The organism is Inquilinus ginsengisoli (genome assembly GCF_031453975.1).
Classification (GTDB): Bacteria; Pseudomonadota; Alphaproteobacteria; order DSM-16000; family Inquilinaceae; genus Inquilinus; species Inquilinus ginsengisoli_A.
Genome location: NZ_JAVDPW010000008.1, coordinates 32,733 through 59,641, shown reverse-complemented (window position 1 = coordinate 59,641; position 26,909 = coordinate 32,733). Strand labels below are relative to the sequence as shown.

Annotated in this window: 27 protein-coding genes; 6 read left to right on the top strand and 21 right to left on the bottom strand. The window is 69.4% G+C overall.

All coding sequences use genetic code 11. The features are described 5' to 3' along the window. Window positions 1-39 precede the first annotated feature (39 nt). The 4 genes from E9232_RS22125 to E9232_RS22110 form a co-directional block, all read right to left on the bottom strand. The gene (locus E9232_RS22125; protein ID WP_309797557.1) at window positions 40-828 is read right to left on the bottom strand and encodes an ABC transporter ATP-binding protein; all 789 of its coding nucleotides are present in this window, start codon (window positions 826-828) and stop codon (window positions 40-42) included. Further along, complete coding sequence (locus E9232_RS22120) at window positions 825-1,604, bottom strand: ABC transporter permease (protein WP_309797556.1); 780 nt, start codon at window positions 1,602-1,604, stop codon at window positions 825-827. The genes E9232_RS22125 and E9232_RS22120 overlap by 4 nt, the downstream gene beginning before the upstream one ends. A gap of 2 nt (window positions 1,605-1,606) precedes the next feature. Further along, window positions 1,607-2,551, bottom strand: coding sequence for an ABC transporter substrate-binding protein (locus tag E9232_RS22115; protein WP_309797555.1), 945 nt, complete (start codon window positions 2,549-2,551; stop codon window positions 1,607-1,609). Window positions 2,552-2,674: 123 nt separating this feature from the next. Then, window positions 2,675-3,064: a DUF5818 domain-containing protein gene (locus E9232_RS22110; RefSeq protein ID WP_309797553.1), complete on the bottom strand. Its 390-nt coding sequence runs from the start codon at window positions 3,062-3,064 to the stop codon at window positions 2,675-2,677. Between the two features lie 389 nt (window positions 3,065-3,453). Between E9232_RS22110 and E9232_RS22105 the strand changes: the two genes are divergently transcribed. Then, window positions 3,454-8,217, top strand: a complete 4,764-nt coding sequence (locus E9232_RS22105; RefSeq protein ID WP_309797551.1) for an NAD-glutamate dehydrogenase — start codon at window positions 3,454-3,456, stop codon at window positions 8,215-8,217. 58 nt (window positions 8,218-8,275) lie between these two features. On the opposite strand, the gene E9232_RS22100 is transcribed toward E9232_RS22105, so the two are convergent. Both E9232_RS22100 and E9232_RS22095 read right to left on the bottom strand, forming a co-directional pair. Next, a complete protein-coding gene (locus E9232_RS22100; RefSeq protein ID WP_309797549.1) occupies window positions 8,276-9,175 on the bottom strand; it encodes an SDR family oxidoreductase in 900 nt (299 codons plus the stop codon). Between the two features lie 37 nt (window positions 9,176-9,212). Further along, the gene (locus tag E9232_RS22095) at window positions 9,213-9,953 is read right to left on the bottom strand and encodes an SDR family oxidoreductase (RefSeq protein WP_309797547.1); all 741 of its coding nucleotides are present in this window, start codon (window positions 9,951-9,953) and stop codon (window positions 9,213-9,215) included. Between the two features lie 120 nt (window positions 9,954-10,073). On the opposite strand from E9232_RS22095, the gene E9232_RS22090 reads away from it, so the two are divergent. After that, the gene (locus E9232_RS22090; protein ID WP_309797546.1) at window positions 10,074-10,985 is read left to right on the top strand and encodes a LysR family transcriptional regulator; all 912 of its coding nucleotides are present in this window, start codon (window positions 10,074-10,076) and stop codon (window positions 10,983-10,985) included. Here the strand turns inward: E9232_RS22090 and E9232_RS22085 are convergent, their stop codons facing one another. Both E9232_RS22085 and E9232_RS22080 read right to left on the bottom strand, forming a co-directional pair. After that, window positions 10,986-11,477 (bottom strand): Lrp/AsnC family transcriptional regulator, encoded by a 492-nt coding sequence (locus E9232_RS22085; RefSeq protein ID WP_309797544.1) that lies wholly within the window; start codon window positions 11,475-11,477, stop codon window positions 10,986-10,988. 28 nt (window positions 11,478-11,505) lie between these two features. After that, window positions 11,506-12,228 carry a haloacid dehalogenase type II gene (locus tag E9232_RS22080; RefSeq protein ID WP_309797543.1) on the bottom strand — a complete coding sequence of 241 codons (723 nt, stop codon included), beginning with the start codon at window positions 12,226-12,228 and terminating at the stop codon, window positions 11,506-11,508. Between the two features lie 255 nt (window positions 12,229-12,483). On the opposite strand from E9232_RS22080, the gene E9232_RS22075 reads away from it, so the two are divergent. Both E9232_RS22075 and E9232_RS22070 read left to right on the top strand, forming a co-directional pair. Continuing rightward, window positions 12,484-13,734: an aromatic ring-hydroxylating oxygenase subunit alpha gene (locus tag E9232_RS22075; RefSeq protein WP_309797541.1), complete on the top strand. Its 1,251-nt coding sequence runs from the start codon at window positions 12,484-12,486 to the stop codon at window positions 13,732-13,734. 10 nt (window positions 13,735-13,744) lie between these two features. Continuing rightward, window positions 13,745-14,818 (top strand): FAD-binding oxidoreductase, encoded by a 1,074-nt coding sequence (locus E9232_RS22070; protein ID WP_309797538.1) that lies wholly within the window; start codon window positions 13,745-13,747, stop codon window positions 14,816-14,818. Here the strand turns inward: E9232_RS22070 and E9232_RS22065 are convergent. From E9232_RS22065 to E9232_RS22035, 7 genes are read right to left on the bottom strand one after another with little or no spacing between them, the layout of a single operon-like run. Then, on the bottom strand, window positions 14,815-15,117 hold the full coding sequence (locus E9232_RS22065; RefSeq protein WP_309797535.1) for a nucleoside triphosphate pyrophosphohydrolase family protein: 303 nt from the start codon (window positions 15,115-15,117) through the stop codon (window positions 14,815-14,817). The genes E9232_RS22070 and E9232_RS22065 overlap by 4 nt on opposite strands. 44 nt (window positions 15,118-15,161) lie before the next feature. After that, window positions 15,162-15,743, bottom strand: a complete 582-nt coding sequence (locus E9232_RS22060) for an NAD(P)H-dependent oxidoreductase (RefSeq protein WP_309797534.1) — start codon at window positions 15,741-15,743, stop codon at window positions 15,162-15,164. A gap of 3 nt (window positions 15,744-15,746) precedes the next feature. Then, a complete protein-coding gene (locus tag E9232_RS22055) occupies window positions 15,747-17,153 on the bottom strand; it encodes an FAD-binding oxidoreductase (RefSeq protein WP_309797532.1) in 1,407 nt (468 codons plus the stop codon). After that, on the bottom strand, window positions 17,150-18,484 hold the full coding sequence (locus tag E9232_RS22050; protein WP_309797531.1) for a cytosine deaminase: 1,335 nt from the start codon (window positions 18,482-18,484) through the stop codon (window positions 17,150-17,152). Before E9232_RS22050 ends, E9232_RS22055 begins: the two co-directional genes overlap by 4 nt. Before the next feature lie 2 nt (window positions 18,485-18,486). Further along, the gene (locus E9232_RS22045; protein WP_309797530.1) at window positions 18,487-19,356 is read right to left on the bottom strand and encodes an ABC transporter permease; all 870 of its coding nucleotides are present in this window, start codon (window positions 19,354-19,356) and stop codon (window positions 18,487-18,489) included. Then, the gene (locus tag E9232_RS22040) at window positions 19,353-20,177 is read right to left on the bottom strand and encodes an ABC transporter ATP-binding protein (RefSeq protein WP_309797528.1); all 825 of its coding nucleotides are present in this window, start codon (window positions 20,175-20,177) and stop codon (window positions 19,353-19,355) included. Before E9232_RS22040 ends, E9232_RS22045 begins: the two co-directional genes overlap by 4 nt. Before the next feature lie 7 nt (window positions 20,178-20,184). Beyond that, entirely contained in the window at window positions 20,185-21,207 is a 1,023-nt protein-coding gene (locus E9232_RS22035) for an ABC transporter substrate-binding protein (protein ID WP_309797526.1), read from the bottom strand. A gap of 279 nt (window positions 21,208-21,486) precedes the next feature. On the opposite strand from E9232_RS22035, the gene E9232_RS22030 reads away from it, so the two are divergent. Then, window positions 21,487-21,879, top strand: a complete 393-nt coding sequence (locus E9232_RS22030; protein ID WP_309797524.1) for a RidA family protein — start codon at window positions 21,487-21,489, stop codon at window positions 21,877-21,879. Window positions 21,880-21,890: 11 nt separating this feature from the next. Continuing rightward, the gene (locus tag E9232_RS22025; RefSeq protein ID WP_309797522.1) at window positions 21,891-22,694 is read left to right on the top strand and encodes a creatininase family protein; all 804 of its coding nucleotides are present in this window, start codon (window positions 21,891-21,893) and stop codon (window positions 22,692-22,694) included. Here E9232_RS22025 and E9232_RS22020 read toward each other — a convergent pair. Genes E9232_RS22020 through E9232_RS21995 form a run of 6 tightly spaced genes read right to left on the bottom strand, consistent with a single transcriptional unit; the run spans window position 22,691 to window position 26,829 of the window. Then, window positions 22,691-23,968, bottom strand: coding sequence for an adenylate/guanylate cyclase domain-containing protein (locus E9232_RS22020; RefSeq protein ID WP_309797520.1), 1,278 nt, complete (start codon window positions 23,966-23,968; stop codon window positions 22,691-22,693). The two genes, E9232_RS22025 and E9232_RS22020, sit on opposite strands and share 4 nt — an antisense overlap. Further along, complete coding sequence (locus tag E9232_RS22015; RefSeq protein ID WP_309797518.1) at window positions 23,958-24,350, bottom strand: gamma-butyrobetaine hydroxylase family protein; 393 nt, start codon at window positions 24,348-24,350, stop codon at window positions 23,958-23,960. Before E9232_RS22015 ends, E9232_RS22020 begins: the two co-directional genes overlap by 11 nt. A gap of 4 nt (window positions 24,351-24,354) precedes the next feature. Then, window positions 24,355-24,588 carry a Trm112 family protein gene (locus tag E9232_RS22010; RefSeq protein WP_309797516.1) on the bottom strand — a complete coding sequence of 78 codons (234 nt, stop codon included), beginning with the start codon at window positions 24,586-24,588 and terminating at the stop codon, window positions 24,355-24,357. 20 nt (window positions 24,589-24,608) lie between these two features. Beyond that, the gene (locus E9232_RS22005) at window positions 24,609-25,262 is read right to left on the bottom strand and encodes an LON peptidase substrate-binding domain-containing protein (RefSeq protein ID WP_309797515.1); all 654 of its coding nucleotides are present in this window, start codon (window positions 25,260-25,262) and stop codon (window positions 24,609-24,611) included. Further along, window positions 25,259-26,173, bottom strand: coding sequence for a thioredoxin (gene trxA, locus E9232_RS22000; RefSeq protein ID WP_309797514.1), 915 nt, complete (start codon window positions 26,171-26,173; stop codon window positions 25,259-25,261). The genes E9232_RS22005 and trxA overlap by 4 nt, the downstream gene beginning before the upstream one ends. 59 nt (window positions 26,174-26,232) lie before the next feature. Then, window positions 26,233-26,829 (bottom strand): prolyl-tRNA synthetase associated domain-containing protein, encoded by a 597-nt coding sequence (locus E9232_RS21995; protein WP_309797513.1) that lies wholly within the window; start codon window positions 26,827-26,829, stop codon window positions 26,233-26,235. Between the last annotated feature and the right edge of the window lie 80 nt (window positions 26,830-26,909).

Genomic DNA, 26,909 nt, shown 5'->3' with positions numbered 1-26,909 from the left:
TTCTCGAAACAAAATGCCCTTTTTATGGCGTTCGTCGCTTTATCCCGCCATCCCGGCGGCGATCATCGCCTGCTGGCGCACCGCCTCGGTCAGGGCGGCGCGGTGTTCCTGGAACTCCGGCGTGGTCTTCACCGTGTAGTGGCGCGGATGCGGCAGGGCGATCGGCCGGTCCTCGATGATCCGGCCGGGCCGGGCGCTCATCACGATCACCCGGTTGGCCAGGAACACTGCCTCATCGATGTCGTGGGTGACGAACAGCACGGTCTTGCGCTCGGCCTCCCAGATCGACAGCAGCAGCTCCTGCATCAGCGCCCGGGTCTGGGTGTCCAGCGCGCCGAAGGGTTCGTCCAGCAGCAGGATCTTCGGGTCGTTGGCCAGGGCCCGGGCGATCGCGGTGCGCTGCTGCATGCCGCCCGACAGCATCTTCGGGTAGTGGTTCTCGAAACCGCGCAGGCCGACCTTGGCGACGTATTCGGCGACGATTTCGGCCTGCTGCCTCTGCGGCACGCCCTTCTCGCGCAGGCCGAAGGCGATGTTCTGCGCCACGCTCAGCCACGGGAACAGGGTGTAGGCCTGGAACACCACGCCGCGGTCGGGCCCCGGCTCGGTCACCGGCCTGCCGCCGACCAGCACCCGCCCGGTGCTCGGCCGGTCCAGCCCGGCGACGATGCGCAGCAGGGTGGACTTGCCGCAGCCGGACGGGCCCAGCAGGGTGATGAAGTCGTTCTCGGCGATGGTCAGGTCGACCGGGCTCAGCGCCTGGGTCGGCGCGCCGCCATGGATTCCGGGATACTGCCGGCTGACGCCTTCGACACGGACCAGTGTCATCGGCCGAGGCTCCAGGGGAACAGGGCGCGGTTCAGCCGCTTGAACAGCTGGTCGGTGATCAGGCCGATGGTGCCGATGGTGAAGATGCCGAAGATCATCTGCCCGGTGTCGAGGAAGCGCTGGGCGTCGATGATCATGTGGCCGATGCCGGCGGAGGATCCGATCAGCTCGGCGACGATGACATAGGTCCAGGCCCAGCCCAGCACGAGGCGCAGCGACTCGAAGATCTGCGGCGCCGCGTTCGGGATCATCACCCGCACCACCACGCCGCGGGTCCGGGCGCCCAGCGTCCGCGCCGCCTCCACCAACTCGGTCCGGATCGACCCGGTGATCACCGCGACCATGATCACCAGCTGGAACACCGAGCCGATGAAGATCACCAGCAGCTTCTGGGTTTCGCCCACCCCGGCCCACAGGATCAGGAGCGGGATGAAGGCCGAGGCCGGCAGGTAGCGGCAGAAGGACACGAAGGGCTCGAAGAACGCCTCGATGCCCTTGAAGGTGCCCATAAGGATGCCGAGCGGCACCGCCAGCAGCGCCGCCAGCAGGAAGCCGCCGAAGACGCGGAACATGGTGACGGCGATGTCCCAGGCGAAGCCGAACCGCATGAACAGCTCGACGCCTTCGGTGAAGGTGGTGTCCGGGCTGGCCAGGAACAACGGCTTGACCAGCCCGCTCCAGGTCGCCGCGCCCCACAGTGCCACGAACAGGACGAAGCACAGGATGCCGAGGGCGAGGCGTCGGGCGGCGCCGACGGGGGCGAGCGGTGTGGGCACGGCTACTCGACGAATTTCGCGGTGTACAGCGCGGTCAGGTCCTCCGGCTTGCGCCGCAGCAGCCCGGCCTCGAGCATGATGTCCGCCGCCTGGTTGATGAAGCTCGGCATGGTGCCGGTCAGGTAGGCCTTGTTGGCCGCGCGGTCGTACCAGGTCACGTACTGGGCCGAATCGGCGAACTGCTCCGCCGTCTGGTCGACGTCGGCGCCCATGATCTTGTTGGCCTCGGCCGGGTTGGCCTTGATGTAGTCCAGCGCCTCGAACCAGCTGTCGACCACGGCCTTGACCACGTCGGGATGGGCGGCGACGTAGTCCGGCTGGAACGCCAGGGTGTCGATGATCACGCCGGGCGTGTCGGCCGAGGTGACCAGGATCTTGCCGTTCGGATCCTTGCGGATGTTCGACAGGTACGGCTCATAGGTCACGGCGACGTCGAACTGGCCGGCGATGAAGGCTGCGGCCGCGTCGGGCGGCTGCAGGTCGGTCAGGCTGACATCCTTGAAGCTCATGCCGTGCTGCTTCAGCAGATAGGCCAGCCAGAACTGCGAATCGCCGCCGAACTGCACCGCGATGCTCTTGCCCTTCAGCGCCTCGATGTCGGCGATGTCCTTGCGCGCGGCGATGCCGTCGCCGCCGGAGGATGTGTCGAGCGCCAGCACCTGCACCACCGGCACGCCGGAGCTGGCATAGAGCAGATGGGTGTCGACGGTGGTGGTGATCACCTGCACGTCGCCCGAGGCCATGGCCTGGTGCCGGTTCGAGGTCGGCATCTTGACGATGTCGAGGTCGATGCCGTGCTTCTCGAAGAAGCCCAGCTGCTTGGCCAGCGTGATCGGCGCGAAGCCGGTCCAGCCGCTCATGGCCAGGCGCAGTTTCACCGGCTCCGCGGCGGTGGCCGACGTGGCGGTCAAGGCGAAGGCGATGGCGGCGGCGATGCCCAGGCGCATGATGCTGTTCCCCTGTTCCGGTCGCCCGTGCGTCGTGGCGCCCAGGCATGATTCGCCGCAGCCTGCCCCAAAGACGGGGCGGCGGCTACGGCGTTTTGCGGTGCAGCGGAACCGGAGCGGCGGTCAGTAGACGGTGACGGATGACGACGGCACATAGGCGCCGGACATGACGTCGACCTTGTCGGCGCGGATCGTCTCCAGCGTCTGGCACAGCGACCAGCGCGCGGTCGGGCCGGAGATGGTGACGCGGTCGCCGATGCGGACCGGGAACGGCTTGCCCTGGATCGCGACCTCGGTGCCGTCGTCGCGGCGCAGCACGCTGCAGGGACGGCCGACCTGGAGGGTGCCGGTGTAGACCACGTTGATGTCGTCATGCCACTCGGTCGACACCTTGGGGAAGTCGTAGGGGGGGATCTGCACCGATTGCTGCGTCGTCTGGCAGGCGCCAAGGAGGGTCGCCGCGGCAAGCGCGATGAAGAGGGTCGGCGAGGGGCGACGATGATGGATCGACAACACGCGCTCTCTTTCTTGTTTTGGCGGCCAGAATCTTTTTCTTCCAATACAGGCGAAGCGGGTCGGACGTCCAGCCGGCGATCAAACCAAAGGCCCGGAAACAGGCATTTGGATCATTCGAACCGGAATACGGCGATTTCCGGTGCGAGATGTCCTGTCGCGCGAAATTCTTTCGCCATGGCCCGGGCGCCCGCCGGCGCACCGTCATCGTTGCGCGGTTTTCTTTTACACGGGTTGCTTGTATGCCCATGGGGCCTGATGCGGCCCTGACGTTGGGCCGCACGCTCTCTGGAGTCTGCAGGATGTCAAAGGCCGATCAGCATAAGGCCGAAATCGTCGATGGTGTCGTCGCTCTCGCCAAGCAGCGGCTCGATCCGGCGAAGGGAGGAATGGCCGAGCGGTTCATCCGCCTCTATTTCCGCAACATGCCGCCGCACGACGTGCTGCGCGAGGGGGCCGACACGCTGTACAGCGTCGCCCTCGGCCTGCTGCAGTTCGGCGGCGAGAGGCGCAAGGGCGAGGTCAAGATCCGGATCTTCAATCCGGTCTATGACGACTATGGCTGGCGCAGCCCGCACACCGTGGTCGAGGTCATCAACGACGACATGCCGTTCCTGGTCGATTCGGTGACCGCGGCGCTGTCCGAGCTCGGCCTCACCGTGCATCTGGTCGCCCATCCGATCATCGCGGTCACCCGCGACGCCCAGGGCCGGCTGACCGACGCCCAGGATCCGGCGACGGCCCCCGAAGGCACGGCTGCCGAAAGCTTCATGCACATCCAGGTCGACGAGCGCACCGACCAGGCAGCGCTCGACCGCATCGCCGCCACCCTGCGCAGCGTGCTGACCGATGTCCGCGCCTCGGTCGAGGACTGGGCGGCGATGCGCAAGCAGATCCGCACCGTGCTCGACGAGCTCGACGGCAAGGCGCTGCCGGTCGACCCGGGCGAGGTGCGCGAGATCGTCGCCTTCCTGGAATGGCTCGAGGACGACCACTTCACCTTCCTGGGCTACCGCCGCTACGACTTTATCCACAGCGACAAGGGGCTCGAGATCGCGATCGTGCCGGACAGCGGCCTCGGCATCCTGCGCCAGGCCGACGTCTCGGTGTTCGACGGCGCGCGCCGCTACGACCGGATGTCGGAAGAGGCGCAGGCCATGCTACGCAGCACGGTGCCGCTGACCGTCACCAAGGCCAGCCTGAAGGCGACCGTGCACCGCCCGGTGCATCTCGACGTCTTCACCGTCAAGATCTTCGACGAGGCCGGCGAGGTCGCGGGCGACCACATGTTCGTCGGTCTGTTCACCTCCCTCGCCTACAGCCGCAGCGCCCGCGACATCCCCTATCTCCGGTCCAAGGTCAGCCGCACCCTGGCGCGCGCCGGGCTGGACCCGCGCAGCCATGACGGCAAGGCGCTGGGGCACATCTTCGACACCTATCCGCGCGACGAGCTGTTCCAGATCTCGGACGAGCAGCTGCTCGACACCGGCATGGGCGTGCTGCACTTGCAGGAACGGCAGCGCACCGCGCTGTTCATGCGCCGCGACCCATTCGGCCGCTTTGTCTCCTGCCTCGTCTACGTGCCGCGCGACCGCTACAACACCGACCTGCGCCAGCGCATCCAGAAGATCCTGGAGAAGGCCTATGGCGGGCCGGTCACGGCCTTCACCACCCAGATGACCGAAGGGGCGCACGCCCGCGTCCACTTTACCATCAAGACCGAACCCGGCGTCGGCACGGACGAACCGGTCGATGTGATCGAGGAGCGGCTGGTCGAGGCCGGCCGCAGCTGGGCCGACCTGCTGCAATCGGCCCTGGTCGAGAAGAAGGGCGAGGAGCAGGGGCTGAACCTGCTGCGCCGCTACGCCGACGCCTTCCCCGCGGGCTACCGCGAGGAGACGGCGCCGGCGGCGGCGATCGTCGACATCGAGCGGATCGAGGAGATCGACGAGGCCGGCGAGATCGGGCTGCACTTGTTCCGCCCGATCGAGGCGGCGCCGAACGAGCTGCGCTTCAAGCTGTACCACCGCGGCGCCCCGGTGCCGCTGTCCGACGTGCTGCCGATGCTGGAGCATATCGGCTTCAAGGTGATCTCCGAGATCCCGACCGAAGTCGCGATCCAGGGTCTGCCCGCGGTCTGGATCCATGATTTCGAGGTGCGCAGCCGCAGCGGCGACGCGATCGAGCTGAACCGGCTGAAGGCCGTGTTCCAGACCGCCTTCGAGCGGATCTGGACCGGCGACATGGAGGATGACCGACTGAACCGGCTGGTGCTCGCCGCCGGCCTCGACTGGCGCTCGATCACCCTGCTGCGCGCCTATGCCAAGTTCCTGCGCCAGGCCCGCTTCGCCTTCAGCCAGGAGACGATCGAGGACACGCTGGTCGCGCATCCGGACATCACCCGCGCGATCGTCCGCATGTTCACCGCCCGCTTCGACCCGGACCTGACCGGCGACCGCGAGGTGGCGATCCGCGGCATGCTGGTCGAGATCGACCACATGCTGGACGCGGTGACCAATCTCGACGAGGACCGCATCCTCCGCCGCTACCTGAACCTGGTGCGGTCGACGCTGCGCACCAACTTCTTCCAGGCCGACGACCAGGGCCGGCCGAAATCCTACCTGTCGCTCAAGCTCGACAGCCTCTCGGTCGAGGAGATGCCGCTGCCGCGGCCGTGGCGCGAGATCTTCGTCTACAGCCCCCGGATGGAAGGCGTGCACCTGCGCGGCGGCAAGGTCGCCCGCGGCGGCATCCGCTGGTCCGACCGGCGCGAGGATTTCCGCACCGAGATCCTGGGGCTGATGAAGGCGCAGATGGTGAAGAACACCGTCATCGTGCCGGTCGGCTCGAAGGGCGGCTTCGTGCTGAAGCGGCCGCCGACCCAGGGCGGGCGCGAGGCGTTCCAGGCCGAAGGCATCGAATGCTACAAGATCCTGATGCGCGGGCTGCTCGACATCACCGACACCATCACCGGTGGCGAGACCCAGCATCCCGACCGCGTCGTCCGGCATGACGAGGACGATCCCTATCTCGTCGTCGCCGCCGACAAGGGCACGGCCACCTTCTCCGACATCGCCAACGGGGTCAGCCAGGATTACGGCTTCTGGCTCGACGACGCCTTCGCCTCCGGCGGCTCGGTCGGCTACGACCACAAGAAGATGGGCATCACCGCCCGCGGCGCCTGGGAATCGGTGAAGCGGCACTTCCGCGAGCTTGGCCGCGATATCCAGACCCAGGACTTCACCTGCGTCGGCGTCGGCGACATGTCGGGCGACGTGTTCGGCAACGGCATGATCCTGTCCGAGCACACCCGCCTGTTCGGTGCCTTCAACCACCTGCACATCTTCGTCGACCCGGACCCGGATGCGGCGGTCAGCTTCGCCGAGCGCAAGCGGCTGTTCGACCTCGGCCGCGGATCCTGGGACCAGTACGATTCGGCGCTGCTGTCGCCCGGCGGTGCCGTGTACGACCGCCGCGCCAAGTCGATCAAGCTGTCGCCCGAGGTCCGCGCCCGCTTCGGCCTGGACCGCGAGACGGTGACCCCGAACGAGCTGATGCAGACGATGCTGCGGGCCGAGGTCGACCTGCTGTGGTTCGGCGGCATCGGCACCTATGTGAAGGGCGGCCGCGAGAGCCAGGCCGATGTCGGCGACAAGGCCAACGACCCGCTGCGCATCAACGGCCGCGATGTCCGCGCCAAGGTGATCGGCGAGGGCGCCAATCTCGGCGTCACCCAGTTCGGCCGCATCGAATATGCGCGCGTCGGGGCCGGCGGCGCGGGCGGCCGGCTGAACACCGACTTCATCGACAACTCGGCCGGCGTCGACACCTCGGACCACGAGGTCAACATCAAGGTGCTGTTCGGCGCCGTGGTCCAGGCCGGCGACCTGACCCTGAAGCAGCGCAACCAGCTGCTGGGCAGCATGACCGAGGAGGTCGGCCACCTCGTCCTGCGCGACAACTACCTGCAGAGCCAGGCGCTGTCGCTCGCGGTCGGCGAGGGGGTCGAGGTGCTGGACCAGCAGGGCCGCTTCATGCGCGGGCTGGAGAAGGTGGGCAAGCTCGACCGCCTGATCGAGATGCTGCCGACCGACGAGGAGATGACCCAGCGCCTGGCCAACCGCGAGGGCCTGACCCGGCCGGAGCAGGCGGTGCTGCTGGCCTATGCCAAGATCACCATCTACGACGCGCTCTTGGCCAGCGACCTGCCGGACGATCCGGCCCTGGTCGACGACCTGTTCCTGTACTTCCCGACGCCGCTGCGCGAGCGCTTCAAGGACGCGATCGAACACCACCGGCTGCGTCGCGAGATCGTGGCGACCCATGTCACCAACAGCATGGTCAACCGGGTCGGCGCCACCTTCGTGTCGGAGATGGCAGACAGGACCGGCCTGGGCGTGGCCGAGATCGCGCGGGCCTATCTGATCGTGCGCGACAGCTTCGGCCTGCGCGAGATCTGGTCGGCGGTCGAGGCGCTCGACAACAAGGCCGAGGCCCAGGCCCAGATCCGCGCCATGCTGGCAACCCGCCGGCTGATCGAACGCACCGTGTCCTGGATCCTGCGCCAGCAGGGCCGCGGCCTCGATGTCGGCAAGGACGTCGCGCATCTCAAGCCCGGCCTGGCCGAGCTGGAGCGCGAGCTGGACGCCGCGATCTTCGACGATGCCCGGGCCGTGATCGACGCCCGCGCCAAGACCTTCGTCGAGGCCGGGCTGCCGGAAGATTTGGCCCGCCGCGTCGCCCGGCTGAACCTGTGGGCGGCGGGGCTGGACGTCATCCGCATCGCCGACGACACCGGCCGCGGCGTGACCGAGGTCGCGTCGGTGTACTTCGAGACCGGGCGCCGGCTGGGCCTGGCCTGGCTGCGCGACGGCGCCAGCCGGATGCCGGCCACCAACCACTGGCAGAAGCAGGCGGTGGGGGCGATCGTCGACGATCTCTACACCCTGCAGGCCGACTTGGCGGTGCGGGCGATGCAGGCGGCGCCGGCGGGGGCTGCCGGGACCGAGGCGGTCGAGGCCTGGGTCGACCAGCGCCGCACCCCGGTCGAGCGGGTGGACCAGCTGGTCTCCGAGCTCAAGGCGATGGACCAGGTCGACCTGTCGATGCTGGCCGTCGCCAACCGCAACCTGCGCAGCCTGGCGACGGGATAGACAGACGCAACCATGGGTCGGGTCCGCCGCGGCGGGCCCGACTCACGACCAGGCAGCTTCAGCTGTTGACCCGCGGCGACAGCAGGTCTTCCAGGCCGATGCGGCGCAGGAGCTCCGCCCGCACCCGGTCGGCGACGCCGTTGACGATCTCGCAACCATCCTCCGACGGGTCGATGTGGCTGCGGAACGGGCGCTTGCCGAAGGGCAGGCCCACCACCCGCACGATCTCCTCGGCCACCGCGCCGGCATCGGCGTCGGCCGGTTCCAGCGCGGCGAGGCCCTTCAGCGCCTGCTCGGGCAGGCCGGCATAGGGACCCTGGTCGTATTCCGCCGCCCGCGCCGTGTCGGCCGGCTTGCCGGAATGGGCGAAGTGGTTGGTGCCCTTGGTGTAGGCGCCCGGCACGATGATCGAGGTCTCGATGCCCCAGCGCGCCAGTTCGCCGGCATAGCTGACCGCGAGCGAATCCATCGCCGCCTTGGCCGCGAAATAGGGCGACAGGTAGGGCGGTGTGCCGCCGCGGGCGCTGCTCGACGACACCCAGACGACCAGGCCCTTGCCCTGCTTGCGCAGCTGCGGCAGCGCCGCGCGGTTGACCCGCTGGGTGCTCAGCACGTTGATGTCGTAGAGCTCGGCGAACTGCTCCGGGCTGAAGGCCTCGGCCGGGCCGAACGACATGTGGCCGGCATTGTGGACCACCACGTCGAGGCGGCCGTTGTCGGCGATCACCTTGGCGATGCCGGCGTCCACCGAGTCGCTGGAGGCGACGTCGAGCTCGACGGTGCGGAGGTCGACGCCGTGATCGGCGGCGTAGCGCGCCGCCTCGGCCACCCCGGGCGCGTTGCGCCCGGTGGTCTCGCGCATCGAGGCGTAGACGGTGTGCCCGGCCTGGGCCAGGGCGCGGGCCGCGAGCGCGCCGAAGCCGCTCGACGCGCCGGTGACGACGATGATCTGCTTCATGGCTGTGATCCTTGCATTGAGGACGTGGCGCGGGCGGTCAGATGATGCCGCCGTTGGCGCGCAGGGTCTGGCCGTTGATCCAGGCGCCGTCGGGGCCCGCCAGGAAGGCGACGGTCGAGGCGATGTCCTGGGGCTGGCCGAGGCGTTCGAGCGGGGCCGCCTTGGCCAGGCGGTCGATGACCTCCTGCGGCTTGCCGTTCAGGAACAGGTCGGTGGCGGTCGGCCCCGGGGCAACGGCGTTGACGGTGATGGCGCGGCCGCGCAGTTCCTTGGACAGGACGCTGGTCAGCGCCTCGACCGCCGCCTTGGTGGCGGCATAGACGCCGTAGGTCGGATGCAGCAGGCCGGCCTGGCTGCTCGAGAAGTTGATGATCCGGCCGCCGTTGCGCAGGCGGGTCGCGGCCTGCCGCAGCGTGTTGAACGTGCCGCGGATGTTGACGTTCATGAGGCGCTCGAAGGTCGCGTCGTCGGTGTCGGCGATGGTGGTCAGCGCCATGACGCCGGCGTTGTTGACCAGCACGTCGATGCCGCCGAAGGCCGTCTCCGCCGCGTCGAACATGCGCCGCACGGCATCCGCGTCGCTGACATCCGCCTTGGCGGTCAGCGCGCGGCCGCCCTTGGCCTCGATCTGGCGCGCCAGCGCCTCGGCCGGGGCGGCGTTGCCGGAGTAGTTGATGACGACGGTGAAGCCGTCCGTGGCCAACCGCTCCGCCACCGCGGCGCCGATGCCGCGGGAGGCGCCGGTCACGATCGCCACCTTGTTGGTTTCCTGGGCCATTTTTCGTCTCCTCATCGTCGGCTGCGGGTGTCCGCGTTCGATGAAGATAAGATGGACCTTTTCAGTTTCCGGATAATCCAGCAGTATTCGGCATCACAATCCGGAAATGACAAACAATCCATGGACAGGTTCGACGCCATGCGGGTGTTCACGCGGGTGGTGGAGCGGCGCAGCTTCACCCTCGCGGCGCAGGATCTCGGCCTGCCGCGTTCGACCGTGACCGACGCGGTGAAGCAGCTCGAGGCGCGGCTCGGCGTCCGGCTGCTGGAGCGGACGACGCGGCATGTCAGCCCGACGCTGGACGGCGAGGCCTATCACCGGCGCTGCCTGTCGCTGATCTCCGATCTCGAGGACGCCGAGGCGGCGTTCGGCGGGGCCAAGCCGAAGGGTCTGCTGCGGGTCGACGTCCACGGCACGCTGGCGCGCCATTTCGTGCTGCCGGGGCTGCCGGCCTTCCTGGCCGAGTATCCGGACATCGCGCTGTACGTGAGCGAGGGCGACCGGCTGGTCGATCTCATCCGCGAGGGCATCGACTGCGTGCTGCGGGTCGGCGACCTGCAGGACAGCGACATGATCGGGCGGCGGGTGGCGATGCTGGACGAGATCACCTGCGCCGCGCCGTCCTACATCGAACGCTTCGGCCGGCCCGAGGCGATCGACCGGCTGGACGGCCACCGCATCGTCGGCTTCCGCTCCTCGGCGACCAACGCCCTGATGCCGTTCGAATTCACGGTCGACGGCGTGGTGCGCAGCCTGGTCCTGCCCGCCACCGTCTCGGTCAACGGCGCCGAAAGCTATGTCGCGGCGGCCCGGCTCGGGCTGGGGATGATCCAGGTGCCGCGCTACCATGTCGAACCGGATCTCCAGCGCGGGACGCTGGTGCTGGTGTTGGACCACTGCCCGCCGCCGCCGGTGCCGGTGTCGCTGCTGTATGCCCGCAGCCGGCAGCTGTCGCCGCGGGTCCGGGTCTTCATCGACTGGCTGGTCGGCGCCTTCGCGGCGCATCGCGCGGCCCAGCCCGGCGCCGCGTGACTATTCGCTGTCGGACCGCAGCAGGCGGTGCAGCGGCGCCGCCTGGCGCAGGATCGGCGACTTGATCACGATGTAGCTGAAGTACTTCTCGATGCCGATGCGGCGGTCCAGCAGCGCCTCCATCACCTGCTGGTAATGGGCGATGCTGCGGGTCAGGAAGCGCAGCAGGTAGTCGTAGCCGCCGCTGACCAGGTGGCACTCCAGCAGCTCCTCGACCGTGCCCAGCCCGGCCTCGAAGCGGATGAAGTCCTCGCGCCGGTGGTCGCTCAGCGTCACCTCGGTGAACACGGTCACGGTCTCGGTCAGCTTCGACAGGGCGATGCGGGCGCCGTAGCCGGCGATGTAGCCCGCCGCCTCCAGCCGTCGCACGCGCTGCAGGCAGGGGCTGGGCGACAGCCCGACCGCCTCGGCCAAGGCGGCGTTGGTCATCCGCCCATCGGCCTGCAGCCGGGCCAGGATGGCGATGTCGATCCGGTCCAGCTTCGGCGCCATCCTGTCCTCGTCCGATCGGCCGCGGGACTTAGCCCCGCAGCGCTTCCTGATGAGCTTTTGCCAGTTCCGCCATGCTGGTGAAGCGGAAATCGACCTTGGGCTCGGTCGCCGGCCGCATCGTGGCGCCGAAGCCGCCCTCGGCATGGCGCCGGTGGATCCAGCAGGTGGCCAAGCCGGCCGCGGTCGCCGGCTCATGGTCGTGGAACAGGCTCTCCGCCGTGTGCAGCACCTCGCTTTTGGCGATGCCCAGGCTGTCCAGCTTCTCCTGCATGTAGTCGAAGTTGCGGGCGGCGGGCTTGTAGCTGCCGACGTCCTCGGCGGTGTAGATCGCGTCGAACTCGACCTGCAGCCGGACGTTGCTGAGGGCGAAGCTGGCATTGTCGACATTCGAGAGGATGGCCAGCTTGTAGTACTTCTTCAGATACTGCAGGGCGCCGGCGGTGTCGGCGAAGGCCGGCCAGTCCTTGACCGAGCGGCCATAGGCCTGCGCCTCCTCCCAGCTCGCCGCCACGCCCCATTCCTCGGCCAGGCGCTTGTAGACCAGGGCCAGCAGCTCGCTGTAGCGCCGTGCCGGGGTCCAGCGCTGTTGCGCCGATTCGTGGCGGGCATGGGCTTCCAGGATCTGGTCGCGGGTCAGCGGGCGGCCGACCCGGGCGGTCAGCGGCGCCAGCGCCGTGACCATGCCGGTCTCCCAGTCGATCAGCGTGCCGTAGCAGTCGAAGGTCAGGATCTTGAAGTCGGTCAGCTTCATGGCGCGTCTCCGGTGTCGATATCCCCGATGATGCGCGGGCGGCGCCGGCAGGGGCTGCGCAATCGCGCCGGGCGGCGGCAGGAGATGGCGAAGTCCGGCCCGCCGGCAGCAGGAGATGCCGCGCCGGCCGGGCGACCATCCGGTGTCGCGGTTGCGTCAGGCGGTGTCGGCTGCGGAGCGGGTGCGGGTCCCGAGTCGCGCGATGGTCGGGGGCGGATGATGATCCCACCTGGAGCCCGCAGGAGAGAGCTGGAAATGGAAGCGCGTTCGGCCATGTTGATGGATCTGATGACCCGGGCGCCGGGCTTCAGCCTGAAGCGGGACTTCTACACCAGCCCCGCCTATCACGCGCTGGACCTGGAGCACATCTTCTACAAGGAATGGCTGTTCGTCGGCCATTCCTGCGAGATGACGCGGCCGGGCGACTTCACCACCGTCCAGATCGGCGAGTACCCGGTGATCCTGGTGCGCGGACGCGACGGCGCCATCCGCGCCTTCCACAATGTCTGCCGCCACCGCGGCTCGCGCCTGTGCACCGACGAGCGCGGCTCGCGCCCGCGGCTGGTCTGCCCCTACCACCAGTGGACCTACGACCTCGAGGGCAAGCTGATCTTCGCCCGCGACATGATGAACGAGATCGACCCGGCGCAGTTCGGGCTGCGGCCGGTGGCCTGCGGCGAGGTGGCCGGCTGGATCTTCATCTCGCTGGCGGATGAGCCGCGCGACTTCGAGGTGTTCCGCCGCATGGTGGAGCCCTACATGGCGCCGCACCGGCTGGCCGAGGCCAAGGTCGCCCACAGCTCGACCATCATCGAGAAGGGCAACTGGAAACTGGTGATGGAGAACAACCGCGAATGCTACCACTGCTCCGGCAACCATCCGGAGCTGTGCCGCGTCTTCTCCGACCAGCCGACCCTGACCAGCGGCCACGACCAGATGGGCGAGGACGACACCATCCTGTCGCATTGGCAGCGCTGCGAGGCGATGGGCCTGCCCAGCCGGTACCAGATCTCGCCCGACCACCAGTACCGGGTGATGCGGGTGCCGTTCCTGCGCGACGCCCAGTCGATGACCATGAACGGCCAGCCCGCGGTGCGCCGCCCGCTCGCCGATTTCCCCAGCGGCGCGCTCGGCTCGATGCTGCTGTACCACTATCCGAACAGCTGGAACCACCTGCTGTCCGACCACGCGCTGAGCTTCCGCGTCCTGCCGATCAGCCCGACCGAGACCGAGGTCACCACCAAATGGCTGGTGCACAAGGATGCGGTCGAAGGCGTCGACTACGACCTCAAGGCGCTGACCGAGGTGTGGGTGGCGACCAATGACGAGGACCGCCGGATCGTCGAGGAGAACCAGCGCGGCATCCTGTCCCCCGCCTATGCGCCCGGGCCGTATTCCCGGCTGCACGAGGGTGCGGTGATCCAGTTCGTCGACTGGTACGCCGATGCCCTCGCCGGCCGGCTGGGCGGCGGCTCCGCCGTCGCCCCGATCCGCGACGTGGCCTGAGGGGCGGGGCGTGGCCGGTGCGGTGACGGAACAGCCGAAGCTGTGGAACGCGAAGACGGCGCGGCTGCGCTGCGTCGGCATCCGCGAGGAGGCGCCTGATGTCCGCACCTTCCGCTTCGAGGCCGAGGACGGCAGCTGGTTCGCCTACCGCCCCGGCCAGTTCGTGACGCTGGAGCTGCCGGTGGGGCCGGAGCCGGTGCTGCGCACCTACACTTTGGCCTCGACCCCGTCGCGGCCGCACCACGCCAAGATCACCGCCAAGGTCCAGCCGGGCAGCGTCGCCACGCGCTGGCTGTTCGATCATCTCAAGCTCGGCGACCGGCTGACCGCGCATGGCCCCACCGGGCGGTTCTCGCTGGTCGACCATCCCGCCGACCGCTACCTGTTCCTGTCGGCCGGCAGCGGCGCCACGCCGATGATGTCGATGGCCCGCTGGCTGTTCGACACCGCGCCGCAGACCGACGTCACCTATGTCCATTTCGCCCGGCGGCCGGAGGACCTGCTGTTCCGGTCCGAGCTCGGCTACATGGCCGGCGCCGCGGCCGGGCTGCGGCTGCGCTTCGTCGTCACCGGCGCGCCGGAGGGCGAGGGCTGGAGCAGCGGCCGGCTGGACCCGGCGCTGCTGTCGGTGCTGTGCCCCGACCTCGGCGACCGCGCGGTGTTCTGCTGCGGCCCGGACCGCTTCATGGACGCGGCCCGGCGGCTGGCCGGCGACCTCGGCGTGCCCGCCGCGCGCTGGCATGAGGAAAGCTTCGGCGCCACCCCGGCGCCGGTGCCGGTGGCGTCGCCGATCACCGCGCCGTCCGACGCCGCGGGCGAGGGCATGCAGGTGTCGTTCACCCGCTCCGGCCGCAAGGCGCCGCTGCTGCCGGGCCAGACCATCCTGGAGGCGGCGGAGGGCTGCGGCCTGCGCATCCCCACCGCCTGCCGCCAGGGCCTGTGCGGCACCTGCCTGGTGCGCAAGCTGTCCGGCCAGGTCCGGATGGAGCATATGGGCGGCATCGCCGATGACGAGATTGCCGAGGGCTGGATCCTGGCCTGCTGTTCGCAGGCCGAGACGGCGCTGGTCGAGGTCGAGGTCTAGCCGGGCCGGAAGCGCCATTTCCGCTCGATGGCCGCGGCCAGGTCCAGCCGGTTGTGGCGTGCGAACAGCAGGACATGGCCCAGCAGATCCGCCGTCTCGTCCGTCAGGGCTTCCCGCAGCTCCGCTTCCGACCGGCCATGCGTGCGTCCCCGCCCGGTCAGCCTGTTCCAGACCTGGGTCAGCTCGCCGAGCTCCTCATGCAGCTTGAGCACGAACCAGTCGGGATCGCGGGTCAGGCCGTTGGCCTCGCTGTATTTCAGCGACGCCTCCTCGAACTGGTCTCTCAGCCTGTCCAGCACGGCGGCACCTCGGTTTGTTTGCGATAACCTGTCAGACGTGCGCCTCACAGGCGGTCGGCCGCCTGGACCACCTTGGCCAGGAAGGCGTCGCGGTCGGCTTCGGTGGCCCGGTTCATGCCGTAGAGTGCGAGGTAGCGCACCGGCGACCAGGGGCGGATCATGCCGCGCAGCCAGCGCCGCACCAGCTTGCGCGGCGGGTCGCCCATCAGGGCGCTGGCCCAGCGCGTGCCGCCATAGGAGACCACGGCGGTCAGCGACCGGATGTGCTGCAGGTTCGGCCGCGCCCGGCCGTCCACCATGCGGAACGACACGCCGGGCAGCATCACCCGGTCGAAGAAGCCCTTCAGGATCGCCGGGAAGCCGAAATTCCACACCGGCGCCATGATCACCAGCGCCTCGGCCCGCAGCAGGCGGTCGACATCCGCCTCCACCGCCTGGCGGTTGGTCGCGAGGTCGTGGTAGCGCAGCCGCTCCTCCCGGCTCAGCACCGGGTCGAAGCCCTCGGCGTAGAGGTCGCAATCGTCGACCTCGTGCCCGGCCCGGCGCAGCGCGCCGACCATGGCCAGGTGCAGCGCGGCATGGAAGCTGGTCTCGACCGGATGGGCGAACAGCACCAGGACGCGCATGGGTCAGGCCGTCGCCTGCAGCCCCGGGAACAGGTAGGTCCGGCCGGAATTCAGATCGTAGTTCGGGTCGTCCCAGCCGATCATCTTGCCGGGGTTCAGCAGCCCCTGCGGGTCGGTCTCGCGCTTGAATTCCAGCTGCACCGCGTCGGTGCGCTTCATGCCGCCCTCCTCCAGCGTGTAGCGGTGCGGGTTGAAGATCAGGCAGCCATGGTCCTCATGGATGCGGATGATCTCGTCCAGCCGTTCCTCGCTGGTGAAGCGCACGATGGGCAGGCCGGAGCAGGTGACGTTGCCGTCGAAGCGGATCACTTCGAGATGCCCCGGCACCTCGTCGTCGAAGATCTTCGTCATCTCCTCGACCAGCCGCAGATGGTCGGGGAAGGGGTACAGGACCTGCAGGTAGGTGATGGTCGGGTCGATCTTGATCGCCCGCAGCGTGGTGTGGTTCCAGGTCAGCTCGTACAGCGGCGGCAGGCCCTTCTTCTCCTCGTCGGTCGCAGTGTCGGCGCGGAACAGCACCTCGCCCTTCGACCGCTTCATGAAGGCCTCGAAGCCGCCCATGGCGAAGTCGGCCACCATCAGCAGCACCACCGACTGGTCGGGGCGCACGAATTTGCGGTGCTTCAGGAAATACTCGTAGGGCACCGGGGCGGCGACCGGCGCGATCTCCTTCACCAGCAGGCCGTCGGCCCGGCCGATCTCCTCGCCGAAGCGCACCGCGTCCATCCAGTCGTCGAAGCCGACCACGACGTCGACCCAGTCCGGCGCCGCGGTCAGCGGGATCTCGACCTCGGTGATGATGCCGTTGGTGCCATAGGCGTGCAGCGCCTTCAGCAGGTCTTCGCCGGACAGGTCGAGGATTCGCGGCTCCGCCTCCATCGTCACCAGCTTCAGCCGCATGACGTTGCCGAGGTTGCGCAAGCCGCCCCAGCGGATCGAACCGACGCCGCCGGACCCGCCGGCCAGGAAGCCGCCGATCGTCGCCATGCGGTAGGTCGACGGGAACAGCCGCATCTCCTGCCCGACCTTGGCCCGGGTCTGCGCATCCATCTGCGCCAGGACCGCGCCGGCCTCGGCCGTCACCGCGCCGGGGCGGATCGCGGTGACCGCGTTCATCCGGGCCAGGTTCAGCACCATGCCGCCGGACAGCGGCATGGCCTGGCCGTAATTGCCGGTGCCGGCGCCGCGCGGCGTCACCGGCACGCCATGGGCATGGGCCGCCTTCAGCGCCTGCACCACCTCGGCCTCCGAGGTCGGCGACACCACGATGTCGCCGGTGACGTGCTCCAGCTGCCGCTTCAGCACCGGCGAGTACCAGAAGAAGTCCTGGCTCTTCTGCTTCACCAGCACCGGGTCGTCGGTGACGCGCAGCCCCTCCAGGTCGCGCTTCAGCGCGGCGAGATCGGTCATCGGGCCTCTCCTTCGGCGGGCGCCAGCAGGGCGTCGAGCTCGCGGTAATCCGGCAGCGTGGTGTCGATGGCGCGGCCGGCGCGGATCACGATCCGGTCGGCCTGGGGGCGGGACAGCAGCTCGGTCCAGCGGCGGGCGCGCAGCAGCACCAGGTCGGCGCCGCCGCCCGCGGCCAGGCGGCCGAACTCGGGCCGGCCCAGCACCTCGGCCGGGGTCGCGGTCACCGCACGTGGCCAATCGCCGACCGGGTGGTCGAGATGCAGGATGCGCGTCGCCTGGGTGTAGACCTCCAGCGGGTCGAGATCGCCATAGGCGTAGAACGGGTCGCGGGTGTTGTCGGAGGAGACCACGACCGGGATGCCGCGCGCCTTCATCTCGTGCAGCAGCGTCACCCCGCGCCAGCGCGGCGTCGCGCCACTGCGGCGGTCCTGCAGGTACATGTTGCACATCGGCAGCGACACGATGGCCAGGCCGGCCTCGGCCACAAGGTCCAGCGTGCGGTCGATGACGTCCTCGGGCTGCCGGGCCAGGGAACAGCAATGGCCGACCAGCACCCGGCCGCGGTAGCGGTGGCGGATCGCGGCTTCGGCGATCATCGCCAGCGACCGTACCTCCGGATCGCCGGTCTCGTCGGCGTGGAAGTCGAGGTCCAGCCCATGCTCGATCGCGTGGCGGAATATCCGGTCGATGCCGGCCTCGATGCCCGGGACCATGTAGGTGACGGCGCCCAGCATGCCGCCATGGGTGCGCACCGTATCGCTGAGGTTGTCGAAGTAGGGATCGTCCAGCAACCGGTCGATGCCGACCAGGGCCGTGCCCTGCAGCTCGATCCGTCCCGCCCATTCAGCGCGCAAAGCCGCGAAGATCGGCCAGGAGACGGAATGCTGTGGCGGGTCGCTGTCGATATGGGTGCGGATCAGCCGCGTGCCATGGGCGAAGGCGCTGCGCAGGCTGAACTCCATCCGCGCCCGCACATCCGTTGCCGACCAATGCGCCGCCCTGTCCCCGCGCACGGCGGTGAGTGCCCCGTTGAAGCTGCCGTCCGGGTTCGGCGCGCGCGGCCAGATGTGGCCCTTGTCGAGATGGGTGTGCGCCTCGACGAAGGCCGGCCACACCATGCCGCCGTCGAGGTCCAGCGCCGGCAGGGCGGCGCCGTCGGGGTCGGGGCTGCCGGCCGGGCGGATCGCGGCCAGGGTGGCGCCGTCGATGGTCAGGTCGGCCCGGGCCAAGCCTTCGGCGTCCGGCGCCAGGGCGGTGCCCTCGACCAGGCAGGCGGGCACCGTGGCGTTGGTCAGGCGGTAGCGCGCGGCGGCGGGCAGGGTAGCGAACATGCTCAGTTCTCCCGCCGGATGGCGCTTTCATGCCAGCGTCGCAGCAGCAGGTGCGAGACCAGGCTGGTCAGGGCGAAGATGGCGATGCCGGTCAGGGTGATCAGCAGCAGCGCCGCGAACAGCCGCGGCACGTTCAGCCGTCGCCCGGCCTCCAGGATGCGGAAGGCCAGGCCGGACTGGGCCCCGGCCGATCCGGCCGCGAACTCCGCCACCACCGACCCGATCAGCGCCAGACCGCCGCCGATCCTGAGGCCGGTGGTGAAGTAGGGCAGGGCGGCGGGGATGCGCAGGTGCAGCAGCGCCTGCCAGCGCGACGCACCGTACAGCTCGAACAGGTTCAGCAGGTTGTGGTCGGTGCTCTTCAGCCCCTGGGTCATGTTCGACAGGATCGGGAAGAAAGCGACGATGAAGGCGCAGATCAGCAGCACCGATTCGGTCGACGGCGCGTAGATGATGATCAGGGGGGCGATGGCGACGATCGGCGTCACCTGCAGCACCACGGCATAGGGGTAGAAGGCCAGCTCCAGCCAGCGCCACTGCACGAACAGGATCGCCAGCGCCACGCCGCCGACCAGCGCCGCGGCCAGGGCGGCGAAGGTGATGCCGAGCGTGACCTCCAGCGCCGAGGACAGGATCGGCCAGTCGGTGACCAGCGCCGCCAGCACCTGGGTCGGCGCCGGCAGGATGTAGTGCGGCACCTGGTAGGCGACGACGTACCACTGCCACAGTGCGATGAAGGCGGCGAAGGCGATCCCCGGCACCGCGATGCGCGCCGCCAGCTTGCCGACGCGCCCCGGCTCGGCCCGCCGCGCCGCCTCGATCGCGGCGGCATCCTCGGCGGCGTCGCCGGCCTGGAGCTCGACCTGGGTCATTTGGATTCCGCCGCCACCATGATGGCCCTCATCAGCGCGTCGGAGACGGTGCGGCAATGGGCGTTGTAGGGCGCCGACAGGCGGTAGTCGTTGCCGCGGGGATAGGGCGCGTCCACCGCCACCTCCTCGATCACGCGACCCGGCCGAGCCGCCATCACCACGATCCGGGTCGAGAGGTAGACGGATTCGAACACCGAATGGGTGACGAAGACGATGGTCCATTTCTGGCCCTGCCACAGCCGCAGCAGGTCGTCGTTCAGCTTGATCCGGGTGATCTCGTCCAGCGCCGCGAAGGGCTCGTCCATCAGCAGCAGTCTCGGCCGGGTGACCAAAGCGCGGGCGATCGACACCCGCATCTTCATGCCGCCCGACAGCTCGCGCGGGTAGGCGCCGGCGAAGCGGTCGAGCCCGACCATCGCCAGCGCCTCCATCACCCGGTCGCGCGCCGCCGCCTGGGACAGCCCCTTCAGCCGCAGCGGCAGCCAGACATTCTTGAACACCGTGGCCCAGGGCATCAGCGTCGGCTCCTGGAACACGAAGCCGATCTCCCGCTCCGGCGTTCCCGCGGCGTCATGCGGCGTGCGGGGCCAATCGATGGTGCCGGCCGAGGGTGTGCCCAGCCCGGCGACCAGCCGCAGTGCCGTCGACTTGCCACAGCCGGACGGGCCCAGCAGGCTGACGAACTCGCCCTCGCGAATATCCAGCGTCATGGCGGACAGGGCCAGCGTGCCGCTGGCGAAACGCTTCGACACGCCGTTCAGCGAGACCAGCGCCCGCCTTGGCCCGATGACCGGGCTGTCCGGGGCTGGGGAGGCGGCCAAATCCACCTCAGCCGCCGGCGAGCTTCTTGTAGACGTCGAGGCCGACGCCCTTGCAGACGAATTGGGTGGTGAAGGCCTTGCCGACGTCCAGCCCCGCCTCCAGCACCCCGGCCTTGACCATCTTGTCGTAGAAGCCCTGGTAGCGCGCCGCCGTCATGCAGCCGATGCCCTGGGCCTCGGCCTCGCCGGCGATGACGATGTGGTTGGCCTTCAGCTGCGCGATGCCATAGGCGATCTGCTCATCCGTCATCTCAGGATTGTCTCGTCTGATCAGCGCATTGGCGGCCGCGTTGTCGCCGTACAGGTAGTTGTACCAGCCGATGATGGTGGCATCGACGAAGCGCTGCACCAGGTCCGGGTTCTTGTCGACTAGCGACTGCTGCACAGCGATCGTGGTCGAGTAGGGGGTGTAGCCATAATCGGCGAGCAGGAAGACCTTCGGTTTCCAGCCGGCCTGCTTCTCGATGTCCAGCGGTTCCGAGGTCAGGTAGCCCTGCTGCGCGGAATTCGGATCGGCGATGAAGGGACCGGGGTTGAAGGTGTAGGGCTTGTACTGCTCGTCGGTGAAGCCGGGATAGGCGGATTTCAGCCAGCGGAAAAAGCTGTCGTAGCCCTCGCCGGCCAGGAACAGGGTCTTCACCTTCGCCATGTCCTCCAGCTTCTCGAAGCCCCGCTCGGGATGGGCCAGCAGCACCTGCGGGTCCTTCTGGAAGATGGCGGCGACATTGACCGTCGGCACGCCCTCCTTGACCGCGTCGAAGGCGTCCAGGGTGCCGCCCATGTAGAAGTCGATCTGCCCGGCCACCAGCCGCGCCCGGTTGGCCGCCTGCGGCCCGCCCATGGCGATGGTGACCTCCAGCCCGAACTTGGCGTAGGTGCCGTCGGCCACCGCCTGGTAATAGCCGCCGTGCTCCGCCTGGGCCAGCCAGTTGGTGCCGAAGGTGACCTTGTCGAGGGCGAAGGCGGAGGTCGCGGCAAGCCCGGCCATCAGGCCGAGGGCGAGGCCGAGGACCCGTCCGAAGAGCTGCATGAAGCCGATCCCGTTCTTGTGTCATTGATGGGCGCCATCGAAGACAGGATGCAACGGCCATGCCATCCGCCCTGGTGCGCGGGCCGGGACCGCCTGACCGAAGACCTGCAGGACACATGCTGCGCATGGATGCTTGGGGTGGCCCCGCAGCCGGGGAAACGCCCGTCCATCCATTGCCTATTTTGGCGCCAGCCTAGCCGAGATTTCCGGCACCCGGCAACCTTGTCACCGGCCCGCTGCCGCCTTACCGTGCCGTTGCTTTTGCGGGAGACGAAGCCCTTGTCGCGCCCCATCACCCCCACCGGAATCCGGCCACCCTTCGCCCGCTACAGCCATGCCGTCGAGGTGCCGGCTGGCCACCGCCTGCTGTTCTGCTCCGGCCAGCTCGGCATCGGCCCGGACGAGGCCGTGCCCGGCACGGTCGAGGGCCAGACCGAGCGCTGCTTCGAGAACATCCGCGCCATCCTGGCGGCGGCGGGGCTGGACCTGTCCCACATCATCCGGATCAACGCCTATGTCACCGGGCGGGAGCATCTCAAGGGCTACATGGCGGCGCGCGACCGCTTCGTCGCCGACCCGCCGCCGGCCTCGACCCTGATGATCGTCTCCGGCTTCGCCCGGCCGGAATTCTTCGTTGAAGTCGAGATCGTGGCCGCTGGGCCTGCCGTCTGAAAGGATTTCCGATGCTGCCGAAGCGCCACTGGCACGAGATGACGACGCTCGACTTCCGCGACGGCGGGACGGAGGGCTGGATCGCGGTGCAGCCGGTCTGCGCCATCGAGCAGCACGGGCCGCACCTGCCGGTCTACACCGACACCTGCATCGCCGAGGGCATGGTGCGGCGGGTGCTGGAGCTGCTGCCGGAAGATCTGCCGGTGACGCTGCTGCCGACCCAGGCGGTCGGCAAGTCGAACGAACACATCGCCTCGCCCGGCACCCTGACGCTGTCCTGGGAGACCCTGACCCAGCTCCTGATCGAGATCGGCGAGAGCGTGCGGCGGGCCGGGGTGCGCAAGCTGATCCTGATCAACTCGCATGGCGGCAACGTGCCGATCCTCGACGTGGTGGCGCGCGAGCTGCGGGTCCGGCATTCCATGCTGGCGGTGCATTCGGCCTGGTCGCGCTTCGGCAACCCCGAGGGGCTGTTCCCAGCGGAGGAGGCGACCTACGGCATCCATGGCGGCGACATGGAGACCTCGGTCATGCTGCATCTGCGGCCCGACCTGGTGAAGATGGACCTGGCCGCGGATTTCCGCTCGACCCAGCTGGAGTTCATCCAGGAGTTCGCGCATCTCCGGGCGCACGGCATCTCGCAGTTCGGCTGGATGGCCCAGGACCTCAACCCTGGCGGCGCGGTCGGCAACGCGGCCCGGGCGACGGCGGAGAAGGGGCGGCAGGTGGTCGACCACCAGGCCGCGGCCTTCGTCGCCCTGTGCCGCGACGTGCACGGCTTCGATTTGGCGCGGCTGTGGGAGGCGGGTGCCTAGACTGGCGTGAACACTTCGACCGGCGCTCGCACGCCGCGCAGGGTCTGGGGGCCGAGGCAGCGGAAGCGGTCCGGCGCCGCCAGGGCTTCGACGAAGCGCTGGCTGATCACCATCGGCACATCCAGCGCGCCGCACAGATGCTCCAGCCGGCTGGCCTCGTTCACCGCCGGGCCGATGATGGTGAAGTCCAGCCGCTGGCCGGATCCGACATTGCCGTACAGCACGTCGCCGACATGCAGGGCGACGTCCAGCGTCATCACCGGCTCGCCGTTGCCGGCGCGGCGGACATTGATCGCGGCGATGCGGGCCAGCGCCTCGGTCGCTGCCGCCAGCGCCCGGCCGCAGGTCTCGGCCGGGTCGGTCTCGGCGAAGGCGAAGGTGGCCAGCAGGCCGTCGCCCATGAACTTCAGCACCTGCCCGCCCTGGGTCTCGATCGGCGTCGCCAGCGCGTCCAGGTAATCGTCCAGCATGGCCACCAGCTGGTCGCGCGGCATGGCGTCGGCCAGGGCGGTGAAGCCGCGCAGGTCGCCGACCAGGATCGCCGCCGAGATGGTCTGGACCGAGCCGCGGCGGATCTCGCCACGCATCACCCGCTGGCCGACATCGCGGCCGAGATAGGTGCCCAGCACGGTGCGGAAGGCGGCAAGGTCGATGCCGATGCGGATGGCGGCGCCGAAGGTCGGCATCAGCTCGTCGATCGCCTCCACCTCCTCCGCGGTGAAGCCGCCGCGCCGGTCGGTGGCCAGGCTGACCACCGCGCCGCTTTCCAGCGGATGCAGCAGACCGTCGGCCGAGAACGGGATGACGAAGCAGAGGTAGTCGGTGGCGCCGGCATCGCGGAAGGCGCCCAGGACCGGGAACTGCTCCACCCCTTCGTCCCGCTCCAGCCGGTAGCGGGTCAGCGGCACGATGTCCTCGGCACGCGCCGTGGCGGGGTCGCGGGCCGCCTCGCGGGCCCGGACGATGGCGTCGTAGATCGGGCTGTCGCGCGACACCCGGCTGAACGACCCATGGCCGTACTCCTCGAGTTGCCGGCCGCCGTCGCTGGTCCAGGTCAGGCCGATCGCCTCCATCTGCGGATGCAGGGTCGAGACTGAGAGATGGGCCCGCCACAGCGGAATGCCGGCCTTCAGCAGGCGGTCGGCGAAGCCGGTGGCGACGTCGGGCACCGGCCCGGCCATCAGCGCCTGGTTGCCCAGCCAGCGCCGCAGCCCGGCCAGCGTCGCCGCGACCGGCTGGCGGCCCGGGACCGGCGCATCAAGCTCAGCGGTCACGTGACAGCCCTCGGGCCTCCAGTGCGGCGAGGTAGCCCCGCCACAGCTCGTCCTGCCGGCTCGCCATGTCGTGGAGATAGGTCCAGGAATAGAGGCCGGTGTCGTGGCCGTCGTCGAACACCAGCCGCACCGCGTAGTGGCCGACCGGCTCGACGCCCGTGATCGCGACGTTGCGCTTGCCGCCGACGATGGTCTTCTGCGACGGGCCGTGGCCCTGGACCTCGGCGGACGGGCTCTCGACCCGCAGCAGCTCGGCCGACAGGGTGACGTGCAGCCCGTCGTCGAAACGGATCTCCAGCACGCGCTCGGCCCGCTTCAGCCGGATCTCGACCGGCCGAGACACGCTTCCAGTCAGGGGCGGGCTGCCCAGATTGCCGGCCATGGGCTCAGCGCCGCGCGTCGGGGTCGAGCGGCCGGGCCTCGTCGATCAGCATGATCGGGATGCCGTCGCGGATCGGATAGGCCAGCCGCGCCTGGTCGGAGATCAGCTCCTGCGCCTTGGCGTCGTAGCGCAGCGGCGATTTGGTCAGCGGGCAGACCAGCATTTCCAGCAGGCGCGGGTCGACCGCCGCGGGCAGGCTGGCGGCGGGGGTGACGGGGGTCTCGGGGGTGTCGCTCATGGCCGGTTCCGGATGCTCTGTCAGTGGCGCACCTGGCCGGCATCGCCGCCATGGATCGCCATCCGGATGATCGATAGCATGAGATCGGTGCGCTCGCAGAGATCCTTCGCCTCCAGCAGCGCCTGCTTCTCCTGCGGCTCGAACGGGCAGATCATGGCCAGCGAGGTCACCAGCCGCTCGTCGGGGGTCTGGCCGATCGCCTCCCAGTCGGCGGACAGGCCGGCCACCCGGAAGTATTCGGTCAGGGCCTGGTCCAGCCCGGCGCGGTTGATCTCGGCCGCGGCCGGGGCGGCCATGTCGGCGGCGAAGCCGGTCCAGTCCGGCCGCACCCGGCGGTAGCCGCGCCGCTCCTCCAGCTCCGCCGCCACCCGGAACCGGCACAGCCCGGTCAGGGTGATCAGGTAGCGGCCGTCATCGGTCTCGTCGAAGCTGGTGATCCGGCCGGCGCAGCCGACGGTGTAGAGCGGGGGCGCCGCCGCGGATTCGGTGCGCGGCTGGATCATCCCGATCAGCCGGTCGGCGGCCAGCGCATCCTCGATCATGGCGAGGTAGCGCGGCTCGAAGATGTTCAGGGGCAGAAGGCCGCGCGGCAGCAGCAGGACCCCGGGCAGGGGGAAGATCGGCAGGTCGGTGCCGAGGTCCTTGAAGCTGGGCGCGCGCGGCCCCCTCTTCATGAAAACAGGAGCGAGGACAGCCGCCGCCGGCCGGACAGGGTCAGCGGATCGGTCGGGCCCAGCGCCTCGAACAGCTTGACCAGCTGCTTGCGCGCCGCCTGTTCGTTCCACTCGCGGTTGCGGCGGAACAGCTCCAGCAGCTCGTCCACCGACTCCTCCTGCTGGCCGGCGCCGTACAGGGCGGTGGACAGCTCGTAGCGCGCCTCGTGGTCGTCGGGGTTGGCGGCCAGGCGCTGGCGCAGCCCGGCCAGGCCGGCGATGGCGCCGGCGCTCTGCTCCGCCAGCTCCAGCGCGCTCTTCGCCGCCTGCACCTCGGCATGCTGGGCCAGTTCGGGGGTCAGGCTCTCCAGCAGCTGCTTGGCCTGATCGGTCTCACCCAGCGCGATCAGGCTGCGCAGCAGGCCGGCGACCGCGGCACCGCTGTCCGGCGCATGCGCCAGGATGTGCTGGTAGATGCCGGCCGCCTCTTCGGCATTGCCGCCATCGAGCACGGTCTTGGCCTCGGCCAGCAGCTGGTCGACATGGTCGTGGTCGTCATGCCCGGCCAGCTGCACCAGCTTGTCGACGAACGCCTTGACCTGGCTTTCCGGCACCGCGCCCATGAAGCCGTCGACCGGCCGGCCCTGGTAGAAGGCATAGACCGTGGGCACCGACTGGATGCGCAGCTGCGCCGCCAGGGCCTGGTTCTGGTCGATGTCGACCTTGACCATCCGGACCTTGCCCTGGGCGGCCTGGACCTGCTTCTCCAGGATCGGGGTCAGCGTCTTGCACGGGCCGCACCAGGTGGCCCAGAAGTCGACGATGATCGGCACCTCCATCGAGGCCTCGATCACGTCGGCGCGGAAGCCGGCGGTGCTGCTGTCCTTGATCGCCGGGGCGGTGCCGGCGGCGGCGTTGATGAGGGCGTCCATGGCGTTGTCCCAGGTCTGGTATTGATCTGTGCCGAAGGGCGGGGGCGGCAAGCGGGGCGTCAGCTCCCGGCCGGATCTGGTTCAGCCGGCAGGGTGACGGGGTCGAGATCGATGATATGGGGTTCGTGGCCGCAGCTCGCAATGAAGCCCAGCAGCCCGGCCGGCTCGATCGCCGTGGTCATGGTGTTGACCAGCGGATGGAAGTGCAGGGTGCCGTGCCGCATCATCCCGGAATCCAGCACGATGGTCACCCGCCGGTCGGCGTCATTGATGATGGCGAAGGGCGTGACCGAGCCGGGGGTGACGCCGAGCGAATCCATCAGCCGGTCGGGCGACCCGAAGGACAGGCGCCCGGCGCCGAGCAGGTCACCCAGGCCCTTGAGGTCGATGCGCCGCTGCTCCTCGCACACGACCAGCCATTCCTGGCCCTTCTTGTTGCGCAGGAACAGGTTCTTGGAATGCCAGCCCGGCAGCAGGCCGCGCAGGTGGCGCGATTCCTCGACGGTGAACACCGCCTCGTGCTCATGGGTGCTGACGGCGAGGCCCAGCGACCGCAATCGCGCGAACAGGTCTTGCGGCGTGGCGCGGGGGCGGCCGGCGGTTTCGGCGGCGGGCGCGTCGGCGCGGGCGGGGGTGTTGGTGTCGGGCGCGGTCATGGCCCCGGTGTTATACGAGCCTGCCGTCCCGCTTCCAAGCCCACCCGCCCGGCGCGCGCCCATGCGCTGGAAGCACCGGG